The organism is Terribacillus halophilus (genome assembly GCF_900101385.1).
GTDB classification, from domain to species: Bacteria; Bacillota; Bacilli; order Bacillales; family Amphibacillaceae; genus Terribacillus; species Terribacillus halophilus.
The window spans coordinates 312317-326915 of the sequence record NZ_FMZB01000003.1 but is presented as its reverse complement, the minus strand read 5'-3'; the positions used below and the strand labels follow the sequence as shown (position 1 = coordinate 326915).

At 46.1% G+C, this 14599-nt stretch carries 19 protein-coding genes; 16 read left to right on the top strand and 3 right to left on the bottom strand.

What is annotated here, in order from left to right:
- Positions 1-75: 75 nt before the first annotated feature.
- The 7 genes from BLQ53_RS07720 (at position 76) to coaD (ending at position 3966) form a co-directional block, all read left to right on the top strand.
- Positions 76-1101, top strand: coding sequence for a CAP domain-containing protein (locus BLQ53_RS07720; protein WP_093726715.1), 1026 nt, complete (start codon positions 76-78; stop codon positions 1099-1101).
- A 100-nt stretch (positions 1102-1201) separates the two neighbouring features.
- Positions 1202-1597, top strand: a complete 396-nt coding sequence (ylbD, locus tag BLQ53_RS07715; RefSeq protein WP_170829609.1) for a YlbD family protein — start codon at positions 1202-1204, stop codon at positions 1595-1597.
- 14 nt (positions 1598-1611) lie between these two features.
- A complete protein-coding gene (locus BLQ53_RS07710) occupies positions 1612-1845 on the top strand; it encodes a YlbE-like family protein (protein WP_093726713.1) in 234 nt (77 codons plus the stop codon).
- A gap of 50 nt (positions 1846-1895) precedes the next feature.
- On the top strand, positions 1896-2333 hold the full coding sequence (locus tag BLQ53_RS07705; RefSeq protein ID WP_093726712.1) for a YlbF/YmcA family competence regulator: 438 nt from the start codon (positions 1896-1898) through the stop codon (positions 2331-2333).
- A gap of 103 nt (positions 2334-2436) precedes the next feature.
- Positions 2437-2712, top strand: a complete 276-nt coding sequence (locus tag BLQ53_RS07700; protein WP_093726711.1) for a YlbG family protein — start codon at positions 2437-2439, stop codon at positions 2710-2712.
- A gap of 196 nt (positions 2713-2908) precedes the next feature.
- Positions 2909-3496, top strand: a complete 588-nt coding sequence (gene rsmD / locus BLQ53_RS07695) for a 16S rRNA (guanine(966)-N(2))-methyltransferase RsmD (protein ID WP_280137062.1) — start codon at positions 2909-2911, stop codon at positions 3494-3496.
- Complete coding sequence (gene coaD / locus BLQ53_RS07690) at positions 3493-3966, top strand: pantetheine-phosphate adenylyltransferase (RefSeq protein ID WP_093726709.1); 474 nt, start codon at positions 3493-3495, stop codon at positions 3964-3966. The genes rsmD and coaD overlap by 4 nt, the downstream gene beginning before the upstream one ends.
- Here the strand turns inward: coaD and ylbJ are convergent.
- Positions 3963-5150 (bottom strand): sporulation integral membrane protein YlbJ, encoded by a 1188-nt coding sequence (ylbJ, locus tag BLQ53_RS07685; protein ID WP_170829618.1) that lies wholly within the window; start codon positions 5148-5150, stop codon positions 3963-3965. The two genes, coaD and ylbJ, sit on opposite strands and share 4 nt — an antisense overlap.
- A 175-nt stretch (positions 5151-5325) precedes the next feature.
- Between ylbJ and BLQ53_RS07680 the strand changes: the two genes are divergently transcribed.
- Entirely contained in the window at positions 5326-6348 is a 1023-nt protein-coding gene (locus BLQ53_RS07680; protein WP_093726708.1) for a SepM family pheromone-processing serine protease, read from the top strand.
- Positions 6349-6382: 34 nt separating this feature from the next.
- Here BLQ53_RS07680 and BLQ53_RS07675 read toward each other — a convergent pair whose 3' ends face one another.
- Complete coding sequence (locus BLQ53_RS07675; protein WP_093726707.1) at positions 6383-7570, bottom strand: nucleotidyltransferase; 1188 nt, start codon at positions 7568-7570, stop codon at positions 6383-6385.
- Between the two features lie 566 nt (positions 7571-8136).
- Between BLQ53_RS07675 and BLQ53_RS07670 the strand changes: the two genes are divergently transcribed.
- From BLQ53_RS07670 to BLQ53_RS07660, 3 genes are all read left to right on the top strand, one after another.
- A complete protein-coding gene (locus BLQ53_RS07670; RefSeq protein ID WP_093726706.1) occupies positions 8137-8652 on the top strand; it encodes a YceD family protein in 516 nt (171 codons plus the stop codon).
- A gap of 31 nt (positions 8653-8683) precedes the next feature.
- The gene (rpmF, locus tag BLQ53_RS07665; protein WP_077309792.1) at positions 8684-8857 is read left to right on the top strand and encodes a 50S ribosomal protein L32; all 174 of its coding nucleotides are present in this window, start codon (positions 8684-8686) and stop codon (positions 8855-8857) included.
- 125 nt (positions 8858-8982) lie between these two features.
- Entirely contained in the window at positions 8983-9459 is a 477-nt protein-coding gene (locus tag BLQ53_RS07660; protein ID WP_093726705.1) for an RsfA family transcriptional regulator, read from the top strand.
- 22 nt (positions 9460-9481) lie between these two features.
- On the opposite strand, the gene BLQ53_RS07655 is transcribed toward BLQ53_RS07660, so the two are convergent.
- Positions 9482-9931: a GNAT family N-acetyltransferase gene (locus tag BLQ53_RS07655; protein ID WP_093726704.1), complete on the bottom strand. Its 450-nt coding sequence runs from the start codon at positions 9929-9931 to the stop codon at positions 9482-9484.
- Between the two features lie 159 nt (positions 9932-10090).
- Here BLQ53_RS07655 and BLQ53_RS07650 point away from each other — a divergent pair, with 159 nt between their 5' ends.
- The 5 genes from BLQ53_RS07650 (at position 10091) to rsmH (ending at position 14598) form a co-directional block, all read left to right on the top strand.
- Positions 10091-10972 carry a 2-dehydropantoate 2-reductase gene (locus tag BLQ53_RS07650; RefSeq protein ID WP_170829608.1) on the top strand — a complete coding sequence of 294 codons (882 nt, stop codon included), beginning with the start codon at positions 10091-10093 and terminating at the stop codon, positions 10970-10972.
- Positions 10969-11352, top strand: a complete 384-nt coding sequence (locus BLQ53_RS07645) for a DUF3397 family protein (protein WP_093726702.1) — start codon at positions 10969-10971, stop codon at positions 11350-11352. Before BLQ53_RS07650 ends, BLQ53_RS07645 begins: the two co-directional genes overlap by 4 nt.
- A 38-nt stretch (positions 11353-11390) precedes the next feature.
- On the top strand, positions 11391-13016 hold the full coding sequence (gene bshC / locus BLQ53_RS07640; protein WP_093726701.1) for a bacillithiol biosynthesis cysteine-adding enzyme BshC: 1626 nt from the start codon (positions 11391-11393) through the stop codon (positions 13014-13016).
- A gap of 166 nt (positions 13017-13182) precedes the next feature.
- The gene (gene mraZ, locus BLQ53_RS07635; RefSeq protein WP_093726700.1) at positions 13183-13614 is read left to right on the top strand and encodes a division/cell wall cluster transcriptional repressor MraZ; all 432 of its coding nucleotides are present in this window, start codon (positions 13183-13185) and stop codon (positions 13612-13614) included.
- 24 nt (positions 13615-13638) lie between these two features.
- Positions 13639-14598: a 16S rRNA (cytosine(1402)-N(4))-methyltransferase RsmH gene (gene rsmH, locus BLQ53_RS07630; protein ID WP_093726699.1), complete on the top strand. Its 960-nt coding sequence runs from the start codon at positions 13639-13641 to the stop codon at positions 14596-14598.
- Position 14599: the final 1 nt, after the last annotated feature.

The window sequence follows — 14599 nt, the reverse complement described above, 5'->3', positions numbered from 1 at the left end:
GTCGAAGAAGTCGGCTATCTCTGAATTGGGTTTTGTATTATAATAAGAACAACATATGGAAAGGGGGCAGGATACATGAAAGGTTTGCGGATCGTGTTATTGCTTCTCATAGCGGGAGCAGGGGTACTGTTCTTTTGGAACAAAGATGATTATCTTGGTCCTGCCCAGGATGCAAAACAAAAAGAGACAGAGAAGACGCAAAAAGCAGAGGCTGCTCAGAAACCGAATGGTGACATAGAACGGTGGGTCAACCAAGAACCTGAAACATTGGAAAAGGATCAGGGTGAACCTGACCGGATTGACAAATCTTCTTACGGATATGATTGGTATATATATGATAAAGGTGATGCCTACGCCCAGTATGGTGTGAAGGATGATCGTATCATCACTGCCTTTGCTGTCGGGGAAGCATCGCTTGCCAAAGCGGAAATTGGCGAAAGTCGTGGAGAAGTCGAACAGGATTACCCACTGGAGGGAGAGGTATCTTTTCGCTTTGAAAACAACCGGTATACATTCAAACTGAAAGAGAAGGATCAACAGATTCAGCCGCTTGCCCAAATTGGGGATGGACTGTTCGCCCAATTTTATTTTGATACATTTGATGATGAACTGACGGCGGTCCGGGTACTGACTGATGCGCAATTGATTATGGAACGACCATACGATGTGACTTATACAGGTCAGCTCCCTGAGCAGCCGCAGCTTTCCGAAGATGACTGGCAGCACGTGCAAAAAGGAATGGAACAGCAAATCATCGACATAACCAATGTCTTGCGTTCACATTTCGATGTTCCGTCATTGGAATGGAATGACCAAGTTGCCTCCGTTGCTCTCGGTCATAGTGAAGATATGCAAAAACAGCAGTATTTCTCTCATGTGACGCCAAGTGGTGAGGAACTCGGCGACCGGCTGACAGATGGTCAAGTCAGCTTCCGAAGTGCAGGGGAAAATATTGCCGCTGGCTATACAGATGCCCCTGCAGCGATGATTGGCTGGCTGAACAGTGAAGGTCACCGCAAAACGATGCTTGATGCAACATATGAAGAACTTGGAGTGGGCGTGTATCGATATTACTATACACAAAACTTCCTCTTACAATAACCGGGTTTCCGTGAAGGAATCCCGGTTATTTGTGTCATTAACCCTAGGTTTTCATATAGTGGTCAGAGAGGGTTATATTGTGGTTAGGAGATGAATGGTAATGTCAGATACGAATTTACACCCTTCGATCCAGGCATTCAGACAATTCGTCCAACAGCATCCAAAACTGATTCAAGAAGTCAGGCAAAAGCAGACAGGATGGCAGCCTTACTATGAAAAGTGGGTATTGTTAGGCGAGGAGGATCCAAGCTGGCAGACATATAAAGAAAAGGAACAAATGGAGCAGGCTGAATCAGAGTCACAGGAAATGGGAAAAGAGATGTTCAATAAGGTAGTCGGCATGGCCAGTCAATTTGATTTACAGAAACTGCAGGGACATATCCACCAATTGAATGGAGCGCTTGAGAATATCAAGCAATTGATAGGGCAATATCAAGGGGTCAAACAGCAGCTGCCAACGAAGAAGAAAGCACCTACATTTTTCCATAGGGACTAGAGGGAGGTTTTATGATGCGGCAGGAAATTTATCAAAGGCTGCAGCATCGGGAAGAATTGCTCCGTTTTGTCAGGCTTCATCCGATATGGTACCGGACACTCGCGCGTGATCCGAATGCATTTGCTGATTTGGAGAAACAGGCGAATTATTTTTACGGCAAAACGGTTCCGCAGCGTATCGGACAGTTCGGGGAGCAGCTGAGCATGGTGAATATGCTGATACAGATGGCGCGAGCGATGCGGGATTAAACACTTTTCATTTCCCTATTATTTGGTATGATAATAGGGGAGGTGGTTCTATGTTTGCAACTATGGAATTTGTTGAACTCCTGGAGAAATCTGAGCAATTGGGTCTGATGATACGCGATTCGGCCATTATGGCGGCATATAGCTCCGCGCAAGCCAAGCTCTACCAGGATAGTGAGACGAAAGCTAAAATCGACGCATTCACAGCCATAAAGGAACAATATGAAGAAGTGCAGCGATTCGGAAGATACCACCCTGATTACAGCTTCATCATGAAAGAAATCCGCAGCAAGAAGCGTGAGATGGATATGGATGCCAACGTTGCGGCTTTTAAGATAGCAGAGCGGAATCTGCAAAAACTGCTTGATGATATCAGCGCCAAGCTCGCTGCAACCGTGAGCGTGAATGTTAAGGCACCTCGGGCAGGTGCAGCTTGGAAGGACTCCGGCTGCGGCTGCGGAAGCGGCGGCGCCTGCGGGTGCGCATCCTGACAAAATTCCGGTAAGCTTTTTGCTTGCCGGTTTTTTTGTGTTGCTCCAAGGGGCTAGGCTTTGCTACACTAAGAAAAAAGCTGTAAAGCGAGGAACATCATTTATGTTGACAAAACGGCAGGGAATCGTCGTATGGTTCCAGCATATGAAAAATATCAAGCAGCTGAAGCGACACGGACATCTGGTTTTCGTATCCAAGAAGCAGAAGTATGCAATGATTTATGTGAATATGGAGGAAGCCGAAGAGAAGGAAGCAGCATTGCAAAGACTGCCGTTCGTTTCCAGGACAGCTTTGAGCTACCGTCCCTTCGTTCGTACCGATTTCGAGAATGCAAAACAGGATAAAGCGAAAGAATACGATTATAAGATCGGGATATAAAAAAAGCCTGCAGGAAAAAAGCCCTGCAGGCGCCTTTTGTTTCCAGTGAAAACAACAGGCAAAGGGAGAGGAGAAACCGGAGGAAGAGCTTATGGGGAAACGTAAGTCTTCTCCGTGTTCATGAAGCAGCTATTAGCGTGATAGCCGCTTCAATAGTACAGTATGGACCGGTTCTGTAAGGAATATACATCGTTTTTTGAAGGAGTGTAATGAAATGCGAGTAATTGCAGGAGAGCATAAAGGAAGGGCGTTGAAGGCTGTACCGAACCAGCTTACCAGACCGACTACGGATAAAATAAAGGAAAGCCTTTTCTCCGTGTTGGGACCTTTTTTTGACGGAGGAGAGTGCCTTGATTTATTTGCCGGAAGCGGGGGGCTGGGTATCGAGGCTTTGAGCAGGGGAATGACGCACTGTATCTTTGTGGACAAGCAAGGCAAAGCTGTCGAGACGATCAAACATAATTTGACCACCTTGCGGTTGACAGATGATGCCGAAGTTTATCGGAATGATGCACTGCGCGCACTGAAGGCAGTCGCGAAACGGGAAAAGCAGTTTGATCTCATTTTTCTGGATCCACCGTATGAGAAGATGTCCTATGAAGGGTTGCTCGAGCAAATCAGCGCAGCTGACATACTAAAAGCACAAGGACGCATTGTTTGTGAACACGATGCCAAAAAGGAGCTGCCCGAGTTCATTGCAGGCCTTAAAGCGGTGAAACGTGACGTATATGGGAATACTACCGCCATCACGATTTATCAACTTGTGCAGGAGGATGGACAATGACGATAGCAATGTATCCGGGATCCTTTGATCCAGTAACAAATGGACATGTCGATATTATTCAGCGGGCGGCAGTGATATTTGATAAAGTGATTGTTGCCGTGGCAGTCAACAGCAAAAAGAAGCCGCTCTTTGATGAAGAGGAGCGAATTGAGCTTTTGAGACAGTCCGTTAAACATTTACCGAATGTATCTGTTGCCAAGGCCGAGGGTTTGACCGTCGATTTTGCCAGGAAACATGATGCCAAAGTTCTGATCCGCGGATTGCGTGCTGTGAGCGATTTTGAAAATGAGATGCAGATCAGCGGAATCAATCGTCACTTGGAACCCGGCTTGGAGACGCTCTTCATCACGGCTGATTCTGCTTATAGTTTCCTGAGTTCAAGCATTGTCAAGGAAGCGGCAAGCTTTGGGGCGGATATCAGTAAGCTAGTGCCGCCTCCTGTACAGGAAGCCATCAAGCAAAAATATTAACCCATCATCCGCCGTTTCATCAGGATCAGTGTTGCGACAGCGAGCATGATGATGGTGAAAACAGGTCCGAATGATGCTAGTGCACCAAGCAGCTCCGTAGATGTATCAGGAGCTGTTTTTTCCTGTAAGAAGGTGAATAGACTTGTTTCTTGATGTTTGGCGTAAAGCGGTTCGAATAAGATAGCCGCCAATCCTGCAGCGATGAAACCATGCAGCAAACGTGCAAAAAAATAGGGGGCGAATCTGATATCCGTTTCCGCAAGGATGCTTGCCACTTGCGCTTGCACAGAAAAACCGTTAAAAGCAAGAATGAAGCTGACAACGACAATTGGGAAAAAGAAGTCTGATCCAGCTGCGTGAGCGATCATCTGTCCGCCCATCGTGATTTCGAATAGGCCGGAAAACATCGGAACGACCAAGTCAGCCGGAACCCCGAAGACAGCCGTCACTATCCGTAGGCCATTGGCCAGTGATTCCGTGATTCCTAAAATGAATAAAAGCTTATTGAAAACAGAGAACATAATTATGAATCCGCCGATCATCAAGAGGGTTTGGATGGAATTGACGACGGCATCCCCAAAGATTTTGCCAAATGGCCTTTTATCAGCCATCCGTGTTTCATGCAGCTCCCGAAACGCTCTGTTAACCAACCCTTTTTCCCTGACGTAAACAGAGCGTGATTCTGAGCGGCCGTAGAAACGCATGCAAATCCCTACTAGGATATTCCCACCGTAATGCGCGATGGCAAGTAGGATGCCAAGCTCTGCATCTCCGAAAAAACTCACGGCAATGACACCGACGATGAAAAGGGGATTGCTGGCATTTGTAAATGAAACAAGACGCTCAGCTTCGACTTTCGTAAGTTGTTTTTCCTGTCGCAGGCGGCTTGTCAGTTTCGCACCCGACGGATACCCGCTTGCCATGCCCATTGCCAGCACAAAACTGCCGACGCCAGGGACATTGAATAATGGCCGCATGATCGGTTCGCAAAAAACACCAATGAAACGAACCATGCCAAAAGCAATCAGTAGTTCTGCAGTTATGAAAAAAGGCAGGAGGGATGGAAAGACGACTTCCCACCACATATTCAATCCACGAATGCTGGCTTGCAATGATGGGTCAGGATAAAGGATAAGACTGACCGCTAACAATAATGCAGACCCAGCCAGCAGAACCGACTTCATTTTTTGCACAACTATCCCTCCGATTTGTGACAACTGTACTTCTTGAATTTGAAGTAGTACACTTAAATACAGCCGATTTGTACAGGCTATCTTAACTATACGCGTGCTCAATAGGGAAATATGCTTCTTCTTCTGAATAAGTGAAGATAGCGGGCACAGAAGGGGAACTAATCAGATGAAACAGAACAAACGTTATATCCTGTTCGTCATTCTGCTGCTGCTCATCGTCTTTTGTTTCTCCGGTGTTTACAGAATGCCTTATTATGTATACAAGCCGGGCGCAGCAGATGCTCTGGATCCGATCGTATCCGTGGATGGCAGCGAAAAGAGTGAAGGTGATATGCATCTTGTCACCGTTCGGGGCGGCCAGGCGACCCCATTCCAATATGTAATGGCTAAAATACTGCCGTATCACCAAATCGAAAAATTGGAAGATGTTATACCGGAGGGTATTTCCGAAGAGGAATATACACAAGCACAGCTGATGCAAATGGAAAGTTCCCAGGAAGCATCCACAGTCGTTGCCTATGAGGCGGCTGGTGCGGACTTGCAAATCGATTATAAAGGCGTATACGTTGTATCTGTTGTAAAAGACTTGCCCGCGGACGGTCAGCTGAAACAGGGCGACCTTATCACAGCTGTGGATGAGCAGGAAGTGAAAGAAGCGACTGATTTGACTGACTATGTCACTTCAAAAAAAATAGGCGATACCATTACCTTGCAAATAGAGCGAGACGATGAACAGCTGGAGAAAAAATTGAAGCTCCAAGCACTTCCTGATACCCAAATCCCTGGCATTGGTATAACACTCGTTACCGATCGGGATGTCAGCGAAGATCCGAAAGTGACTTTCTCAAGCGGTCAAATCGGCGGACCTAGTGCCGGACTGATGTTCAGTTTGGAAATCTATGATCAACTGGAAGCGGAAGATCTGACGAAGGGCTATCAGATCTGCGGAACAGGGGAAGTAGATTATGAAGGAAATGTCGGGCGCATCGGCGGAATCGACAAAAAGGTTGTAGCAGCTGATAAAGAAGGCTGTGATATCTTCTTTGCTCCAAATGAACAGGGTGCTGCGGATTCCAATTATGAAGTAGCGAAACAAACTGCAGAAGACATCGGGACGGATATGAAAATCATACCGGTCGATACATTTGAAGATGCGAAAAATTACTTAGAACAAATGCCTGCCAAATAAAGAAAAGGATGCATCACAGCGATGCATCCTTTTGTTATAAGAAGATGGGCGGGGCAATTTCCTGCCTGCGTGATTGAGTTGCAACTTCGGGCGGTAATATACTATAATACGCATCTGCTGCTTGCAGCTCCAAATCAGCCACAGGATGCATACCATCTTTTAATTGTGTGTGCAGCGGCGCATCAAGCCGTTTTTTTCTGGATGCTAGGAATGCCTGCCCCTTTTTAGTCATGCCTAGGACACGGATATAAGGGCATGATGGTTCTTTGAGATTTTCGCTGACAAATTGTTTTTGGGTATTGGTAAGCAGATGGACGCACACTCGCTGCAGTCTTGTCCAAGTATATCGTTTTGTTTTGATCAGCGAAAGAAATTGCTTGAAGTTCAATGACTGATTAATATATTTCTTGAATCGATATTCCAATCCTTCATCCATCCCCTGAATCTGGCGCAGCATTTCTGCAGGACGAGTGAGGATGAGGTAGCGAAGGAGCGGGAAATAAGCTTCCCAGCTATGAAGATTCTCATCATCCAATAATTCATAAGTGCTTCCTGGTACAGCTTGTTTGACAGTTTGTCTTTTGTTGTCAAGCCAAGCGGTACGGATTGATGTGGCACTTGCAATCGGACCGGAAATCGCCTGTTCATGATAGCCTGCTTCGATACGGCGGATTGTATGTACTTGCAATGGAGTGCCTAACTTTTCAGCTGCCTTCATATATGCGAAACCCAATATATTATTCGGACTGCCGAGATTAAGGGAGGAATCGATGCCGACAGCCTCATATGCTGCTCGGTTTGCTTCAGGATAAGATAGGCCATGCTCCAGCTGCTGTTTCAGAACCAACTCAAATGCCGTCTGATTTGCCTGCTGTCCTGCCAATGCCTGACGAAATGCTTCAATCGATCCATCCTCAGAACCGAATACCAGATGCTCGGCTTGAAGTGCATGCAAAATGGAAACAGCTCCTTTGGCAAACAAGTCGGCATGCTGCACAGCGTAAAGGAAAGGCAATTCAATGACCAAATCGATTCCGGCAGAAAGGGCCGCCCTTGTCCGGCTGAACTTATCCAAAATGGCAGGTTCACCGCGTTGTGTAAAATTCCCGCTCATTACCGCAATCATGCAATCACTGCCGGTTAATTTTTGCGCCTGTTGTATATGATAAACATGACCGTTATGTAGGGGGTTGTATTCAACGATGAGGCCGCATGCATTCATAATTAGACTCCTTTCTTTTTTTGAAGTGTTTCTTGGTTTTTATTGATTACTGCCCCGTTTCTAAGCGGTTTCTTTCGCTTTTCGTTGATGTCCAGCTACAGAAACCAGAAACTGCGCTGTAAGCAATAAATCCCTGCATGGGGTAGGGCACCCACTTCGGGCTTTCTTGCTTACCTCTCCGTTTCTAAGCGGTTTCTTTCGCTTTTCGTTGATGTCCAGCTACAGAAACCAGAAACTGCGCTGTAAGCAATAAATCCCTGCATGGGGTAGGGCACCCACTCCGGGCTTTCTTGCTTACCTCTCCGTTTCTAAGCGGTTTCTTTCGCTTTTTGTTGGTGTCCAGCTACAGAAACCAGAAACTGCGCTGTAAGCAATAAATCCCTGCATGGGGTAGGGCACCCACTTCGGGCTTTCTTGCTTACCTCTCCGTTTCTAAGCGGTTTCTTTCGCTTTTCGTTTCTGTTACTATGAATATAGGCTAATTATTGCCTTGGTGTAAAGAAAATATATTGACAAAGCTTCTGTTTTTTTTTACAATTACTTTTGTTGCCATGAGGTGAATTAACGTGAAAATTCCGGTTCAAAAGCTGAAAGCCAAAGGTCTTGAACCTTTCGAATTTACAGAGCAAGTGGATGTGTCAGACATCCAGGGCAAAAATGATATTCGTCGGATTGATCCGGTGAAGGTCAGCGGTCAGGCGACATCGTATGGAAACGATATAACTGTCAAGTTCGCCATAGATGGTAAGATGATTCTTCCATGTGCGCGTACGCTGGTGGACGTACCGTATGAATTCCATATTGAAGCGACTGAACTGTTTACTTTGTCTCCATATGCAAGCGCGGATGACGAGTCAGAGATTCATCCTGTTGAGGGAGAACTGCTTGACTTGAAACCGTATATAGAGGAAAATATCCTATTGGATGTTCCTTTCCGTGTTTTCTCCGACGATCCGCAGGCATTGGATAATGCTACGAAAGAAGGAGAAGGCTGGCAGCTTGCCAGTGAGGAAGCACAGCAGGACAAGATCGACCCGAGGCTCGAGAAACTGCAAGCTCTCTTGAAAAAGGACGACGAATAAGCATTGTAACGATTGAAGGAGGTGTAGGACCGTGGCAGTACCTAAAAGAAGAACTTCTAAAAAAGTTAAAAACCAACGCCGTACACACAAAAAATTGCATGTACCTGGAATGGTAGAATGCTCTAACTGTGGAGAACTTGCAAAACCACACCACGTTTGCAGATCTTGCGGACATTACGATGGAAAAGCAGTGGTTGAAGCGTAAGTAAGACGACATCTGTCGGCAATATTGCCGACAGGTGTTTTTTTATATTCTATCGTCCGTTTTCTAGTCTAGTATTTTCCCCTCTCGCATACATTGATAGCAGAATAGAAGAGGGGGGAAGCATTTTGAAAAGTACGAGACAGGATGCATGGTCGGATAAAGAGGATGTAATGCTTGCAAATACGGTGTTGGATTATATACAGGAAGGCAAGACGCAGCTGGATGCCTTTCGTGATGTCGCGGTGAAGCTCAATCGGACAGCGGCTGCTTGCGGGTTCCGCTGGAATGCATCGCTTCGGCAGTATTATCAAACAGATATCGAGATTGCCAAACAACAGCGTAAACAGCAGCTCCCTGTATCTGATAAAGAAGCTGCTCCGCCAAAGGATGAAAAGGAGTCCATCAGCTTGGAAGCAGCCATCGATCTGCTTGAGAAAGTGAAACAAAATATCCAGGTACCGAAAAAGGCACCGCAAGAAGAATTGCGCACACTTCAAGCAGAAAATGCCAAGCTCAAGGATCAAATTAAACGCTATCAAGATGCATGCATTGAAATGGAGAAGCTTTGCCGATGGGTAATCGAGGAAGCGGAGACAAATTAAAAAAGCCCAGTTGGGCTTTTTTTCATTTTGTCGGCTGCCAAGTCATGATGGACAAGTTGTTCTCTTGTTTTTGGCTGTCCTTAAAATGCAGTTTGGTCCAGAAGGCTTCCGAGTTGACCCTTGCTTTCGTACGGACTGGCTTGGCAAAAGACTGGACGAACGCAACAAGGGAAGAACCGAGCTTATTGCCTTGGTATGCTGGCAGCACCTCGAGTTTCGATATTTCCACATATCCCTTGGGAGGATAAAAGGTGTTGTCGCGCTGTTCGTTCACAAAAGTGAGCGCCATTCTGGCAGCAAGCTCATTATCCATGTAAATTCCATAAAACAACGTGTCATCATCACTTTCGATAAGACTGAGCCGGAATTCATCCAGCATAGAAAGCTCTGCATTCCCCTGTGCTGCAAAGCGTTCGAAATCTTCAGCGGTTTTGTAGTTAACTGGCAACTTTTCCACTTTAGCAAATGTCATACAGATTCCCCTCTCCGTATTAAAAAATTTTGCTTCGTGCTTATGTTTTCAATATATATGAAAACGTTTCCAAATTCAAGCGTTATATTTCTTATATCCATTTTGGCTGTTCTTTTGCTAAAATAAACAATTAGGTATATGACGAATGGGGGAACCGGGATGAAAATCAATGTGATCGGCGGAGGGGCGATTGGGTTGCTGGTGGCCGCCAAGCTCGGCAGGTTTCATGAAGTGCGGCTTCTGACAAGAACTCAAGAGCAGTCCCGTAAGATTGCAGCAGAAGGAATTTTTATCGCAGGTAGCGTGACACAGGTTTACACATTGCCTTTTGACTGTTTTCAGGATCTGAAAGAAACGGATGTGTGGATTGTCTGCGTGAAGCAATACGATTTGAAAGCTGTTTGGCAGGAACTGAAGCAGCATGCGGAAACTGCAGTCGTCTTTCTTCAAAATGGAATGAATCATACCGATCTGCTCCGGGAGGAAGATGTCACGTATCCGATGATTGTAGGTTCTGTCGAGCATGGAGCCATGAGAATGGATGCCCGTTCAATAGAACATACAGGAGAAGCCGCAATCCGATTGGCCAATCTGACTGGCAGTTATGCGGATGAACTTGCAGAACAGCTGCATGAAACGGATTTTCCTTTTCTGTATGAGCCGGATTGGTATAAGATGCTGGGGACAAAGCTGATTGCGAATGCGGTGATCAATCCATTGACTAGCATCTATCGAGTCAAAAATGGTGAATTGCTTGCACATCCATCATTTGAAAAAGTGGCAGTGATGTTATGCAGGGAAGCTGCCATTACGCTTGGTTTCGAGGAGAAACAGCAATGGGAAAACATACGACGGATCATACAAGCTACAAAAGCTAATCGATCTTCGATGTATAAGGATATCCAAGCTGGCAGGAAGACGGAAATCGAAACCATTTCCGGTTATATCCGCAAGCATGCACAACAAGCTATTCCTTATACGGACTTTGTTTACTATAGTATACTTGGACTTACGAAACAGCAGGAGAGGACTAATCCATGACCCACTTAATTGCTTATCTTTTGGCGGCAGCAATCACCGTCCCGCCGCTTGCAACTTGGTTATACTATATGATTGCCCGGCGTATTATCCGCAAGAGGCGGAATGCTTTTCTCCATAGCGTGCAAACTACTGCCGTATTCTATATCTTTTCTGTTATGATTATGTTGCAAATCATTTTACAGCATACAGTAATCGGTTATATGATTGGATTCCTTGCGGTGTTGTTTATCACAATCGTGCTGATGCATCATAAACACCGAGGCGAGATCGTTTTCAAGCATGTGTGGCGGATTTTTTTGCGTATCTGCTTCCTTTTGTTCGGTCCGCTTTACATCCTGCTGTTAATGACGGGTGTAATCATCACATTCATCAGACAATAATACATATATTCAGATGTGAATAAAAAGGAGTACTTATTATGGTAATACAACCACTGGGACTGGGGAGTCCAAACAAATTGGTGGCCGATTATCGAACAGAGCTTCCATCCATCATGGAAAGTTTCGATTTCTCTCCATTTCGTCAGGATAGTTATGTGTCCAGACTGAAAGAGCTCCAAGCTCGCGCTTATCCGAGGGAGGCACTGGTTGAACTTCTCCATAAACGAAATGAAGAGTGGGGAGCAGATCAAGCAACATTTCAAAATATCGATAAATTAGCAGACTCCCGAACTGTCGCTGTCGTCGGCGGCCAGCAGGCGGGGCTTTTCACTGGTCCATTACTGACATTGCATAAGATAACTTCCATCATCGCGCTTGCATCGGAGCAAAGTGAAAAACTCGGCACACCGGTCATACCAGTTTTCTGGATAGCGGGAGAGGATCATGATGTGGAAGAAATCAATCACATATTCCTCCCGAATCGTAATAATATGAAGAAACTGAAGTGGAAACAGCATCTGACCGAAAAGATAGCTGCTTCGGATGTAAAACTCGACAATGAACTGATGCATGATTTCTTGCGTGAAGTGGTTGCTTCTTTGCCGGAAACAGCGTTTACGAAAGATATGCACCGGATAATCAGCGACATTCTCGATCAGTCTGGAACATTCGTCGATTTCTTCGCCAAGCTCATTCATTACCTCTACAAAGAAACTGGCTTGGTCCTGCTGGATTCAGGTGATCCAAAACTGCGCCAAATAGAGCGCCCCTTTTTCCGTGAGCTGATCAGCAAACAGCCCGAGATAAGTCATGGTGTCTATGGTGCATCGCAGAGACTTCAGCAGTTGGGCTACACAGACGTACTAGGTGCAGAAACAGAAGATGCCAACCTGTTCTGTTACATCGAAGGAGAAAGGACACTCCTCGTCCGCGACGACCAAGGAAATTGGCGCGGCAAAGGGGACGAAGCTGTATTTACAGAGGAAGAGCTGTTACTCATGGCGGAATCAAATCCCGAAAGACTTAGTAACAATGTCGTTACACGCCCGTTGATGCAGGATTATTTGCTTCCGGTACTTGCTTTCATCGCTGGTCCTGGCGAGATTCAATATTGGGCGAACTTGAAGCCGGGCTTTGAGGCTGTTGGTTTCAACATGCCTCCCGTGATGCCGCGTCTTTCTTTCACGATGCTTGACAGCAAAGTGGAGAAGCTGCTTGATCGTTATCGTCTTAGTGTGGAAAAAGCTATTACTTCAGGTGTCGAAGCGGAGAAGATTCATTATCTTGCTGCACAGCAGCAGCCGCCGATTGCTGTATTATCGGAACAAGTGAAACTAGCGATGGCTGAATTGCACGCACCGCTGCGACATAGTGCTGCGGCCATTGCCGATGATCTCGGCAGTTTAGCGGAAAAGAATCTTCGTCATTTGGAAGAAGATATCGATTTCCTCGTGAAGCGAATGGAGGCCAGGATCAAAGAACAGCATAGGGTGGCATTATCCCATTTTGATCATATCCAATGCATGCTCCATCCGGAAAATGGGCTGCAGGAGCGGACATGGAATGTATTTTCATACTGGAATAGCCATGGCGTGGAGATTTGGCGCGAATTATCGCAGAAAACCTATGATTTCACAACCTCTCACTATATCGTAAAGTTATAATGGAACAGAATGCGTGTCTGGTCGACGACCAGGCGCGTTTTTTTGTGCAGAAACGTCCGAAAAAGCGCTAGGGAAGGGAGAAAATGCTAATAAAAAGTGTGCATATGGAGGTGGTGAAATGTGGGGGGATGTGGTACTATGAAAATGGAAAGTGGGGGCGGAGTCTATGTTTATGGGGGAATTCCAGCATACGGTCGATACAAAAGGACGTATTATCGTTCCTGCCAAGTTCCGAGAAGACTTGGGTGACAGTTTCGTACTGACCCGAGGATTGGACCAATGTCTGTTTGGATACCCTATGGAGGAATGGAGACTCCTGGAAGAAAAACTAAAAAAGCTGCCATTGACCAAGAAGGATGCCCGTGCATTCACTCGCTTCTTCTTTTCAGGAGCAGTCGAATGTGAGCTTGATAAGCAAGGGAGAATTAATATCCCTGCACCGCTCCGGAAATACGCGAAGCTGGAAAAAGACGTTGCCATTATTGGTGTGTCCGGCCGGATTGAATTCTGGGCGGAGAGCGAATGGAACTCCTATTTTGATGAATCTGAGGAATCTTTTGCTGAAATCGCTGAAAATATGCTTGATTTCGATATTTGATGGCAGCCGAAAGGATGTAAAAGCTTGTTTGAACATTATAGTGTGCTGAACAGGGAGACGATTGATGGGCTCGCTGTGAAGCCGGAAGGTACATATGTGGATTGCACCCTAGGCGGAGGAGGTCACTCCGAAGTGATTTTGAAGCAGTTATCCGAAAAAGGAAAGCTGTATGCGTTTGACCAGGACAAGCAAGCCATCGAAGCCACATCGGCAAGATTAGCGGAGTATGGCGATCGAATCGAATATATTCAGGCGAATTTCCGTCACCTGAAAAGCGAATTGGAGGCAAGAGGCGTCACGGAAGTCGATGGGGTTGTATTCGACCTTGGCGTATCCTCTCCGCAACTCGATCAGGCAGAAAGAGGATTCAGCTATCAGCACGATGCGCCGCTTGATATGCGCATGAATCAGCATCAGGCGCTGTCTGCCTACGAGGTGGTCAATACGTGGTCTTACGAACAGCTTGTGCGGATATTCTTCCGATATGGCGAAGAGAATTTTTCCAAGCAAGTTGCAAGAAAAATAGAGAATAGACGAGAAACGAAACCGATTGAAACGACATTCGAGCTGGTTGAAGTGATCAAGGAAGCGATCCCAGCACCAGCAAGAAGAAAAGGCGGCCATCCGGCCAAACGAATTTTCCAGGCAATCCGGATTGCGGTGAATGATGAACTGCAAGCATTCCGGGACGCGCTGCAGCAAACAGCAGAGATAGTTGCAGTCGGCGGAAGGGTTTCAGTGATCACCTTCCACTCGCTGGAGGACAGAATGTGTAAGCAGGCATTCAAATCATGGAGCACGCCACTGCCGGTACCGCGCAATATCCCGATTTTGCCGGAAGACAGCAAGGCACCATTTGCTCTAGTTACGAGAAAGCCGATAGTTGCAAGTGATGAGGAACTGGAAGATAACAGAAGATCCCGTTCCGCTAAACTCCGCGTAGCAGAGAAGATAAAACCGTGGAGTTCCAAATTCGAATTCTAAC

What these genes read in the sequence shown, in the direction of transcription:
- BLQ53_RS07720 (WP_093726715.1), top strand. Translation starts at nt 76, where the DNA reads ATGAAAGGTTTGCGGATCGTGTTATTGCTTCTCATAGCGGGAGCAGGG.
- ylbD (WP_170829609.1), top strand. Translation starts at nt 1,202, where the DNA reads ATGTCAGATACGAATTTACACCCTTCGATCCAGGCATTCAGACAATTC.
- BLQ53_RS07710 (WP_093726713.1), top strand. Translation starts at nt 1,612, where the DNA reads ATGCGGCAGGAAATTTATCAAAGGCTGCAGCATCGGGAAGAATTGCTC.
- BLQ53_RS07705 (WP_093726712.1), top strand. Translation starts at nt 1,896, where the DNA reads ATGTTTGCAACTATGGAATTTGTTGAACTCCTGGAGAAATCTGAGCAA.
- BLQ53_RS07700 (WP_093726711.1), top strand. Translation starts at nt 2,437, where the DNA reads ATGTTGACAAAACGGCAGGGAATCGTCGTATGGTTCCAGCATATGAAA.
- coaD (WP_093726709.1), top strand. Translation starts at nt 3,493, where the DNA reads ATGACGATAGCAATGTATCCGGGATCCTTTGATCCAGTAACAAATGGA.
- ylbJ (WP_170829618.1), bottom strand. Translation starts at nt 5,150, where the DNA reads ATGAAGTCGGTTCTGCTGGCTGGGTCTGCATTATTGTTAGCGGTCAGT.
- BLQ53_RS07680 (WP_093726708.1), top strand. Translation starts at nt 5,326, where the DNA reads ATGAAACAGAACAAACGTTATATCCTGTTCGTCATTCTGCTGCTGCTC.
- BLQ53_RS07675 (WP_093726707.1), bottom strand. Translation starts at nt 7,570, where the DNA reads ATGAATGCATGCGGCCTCATCGTTGAATACAACCCCCTACATAACGGT.
- BLQ53_RS07655 (WP_093726704.1), bottom strand. Translation starts at nt 9,931, where the DNA reads ATGACATTTGCTAAAGTGGAAAAGTTGCCAGTTAACTACAAAACCGCT.
- BLQ53_RS07650 (WP_170829608.1), top strand. Translation starts at nt 10,091, where the DNA reads ATGAAAATCAATGTGATCGGCGGAGGGGCGATTGGGTTGCTGGTGGCC.
- BLQ53_RS07645 (WP_093726702.1), top strand. Translation starts at nt 10,969, where the DNA reads ATGACCCACTTAATTGCTTATCTTTTGGCGGCAGCAATCACCGTCCCG.
- bshC (WP_093726701.1), top strand. Translation starts at nt 11,391, where the DNA reads ATGGTAATACAACCACTGGGACTGGGGAGTCCAAACAAATTGGTGGCC.
- mraZ (WP_093726700.1), top strand. Translation starts at nt 13,183, where the DNA reads ATGTTTATGGGGGAATTCCAGCATACGGTCGATACAAAAGGACGTATT.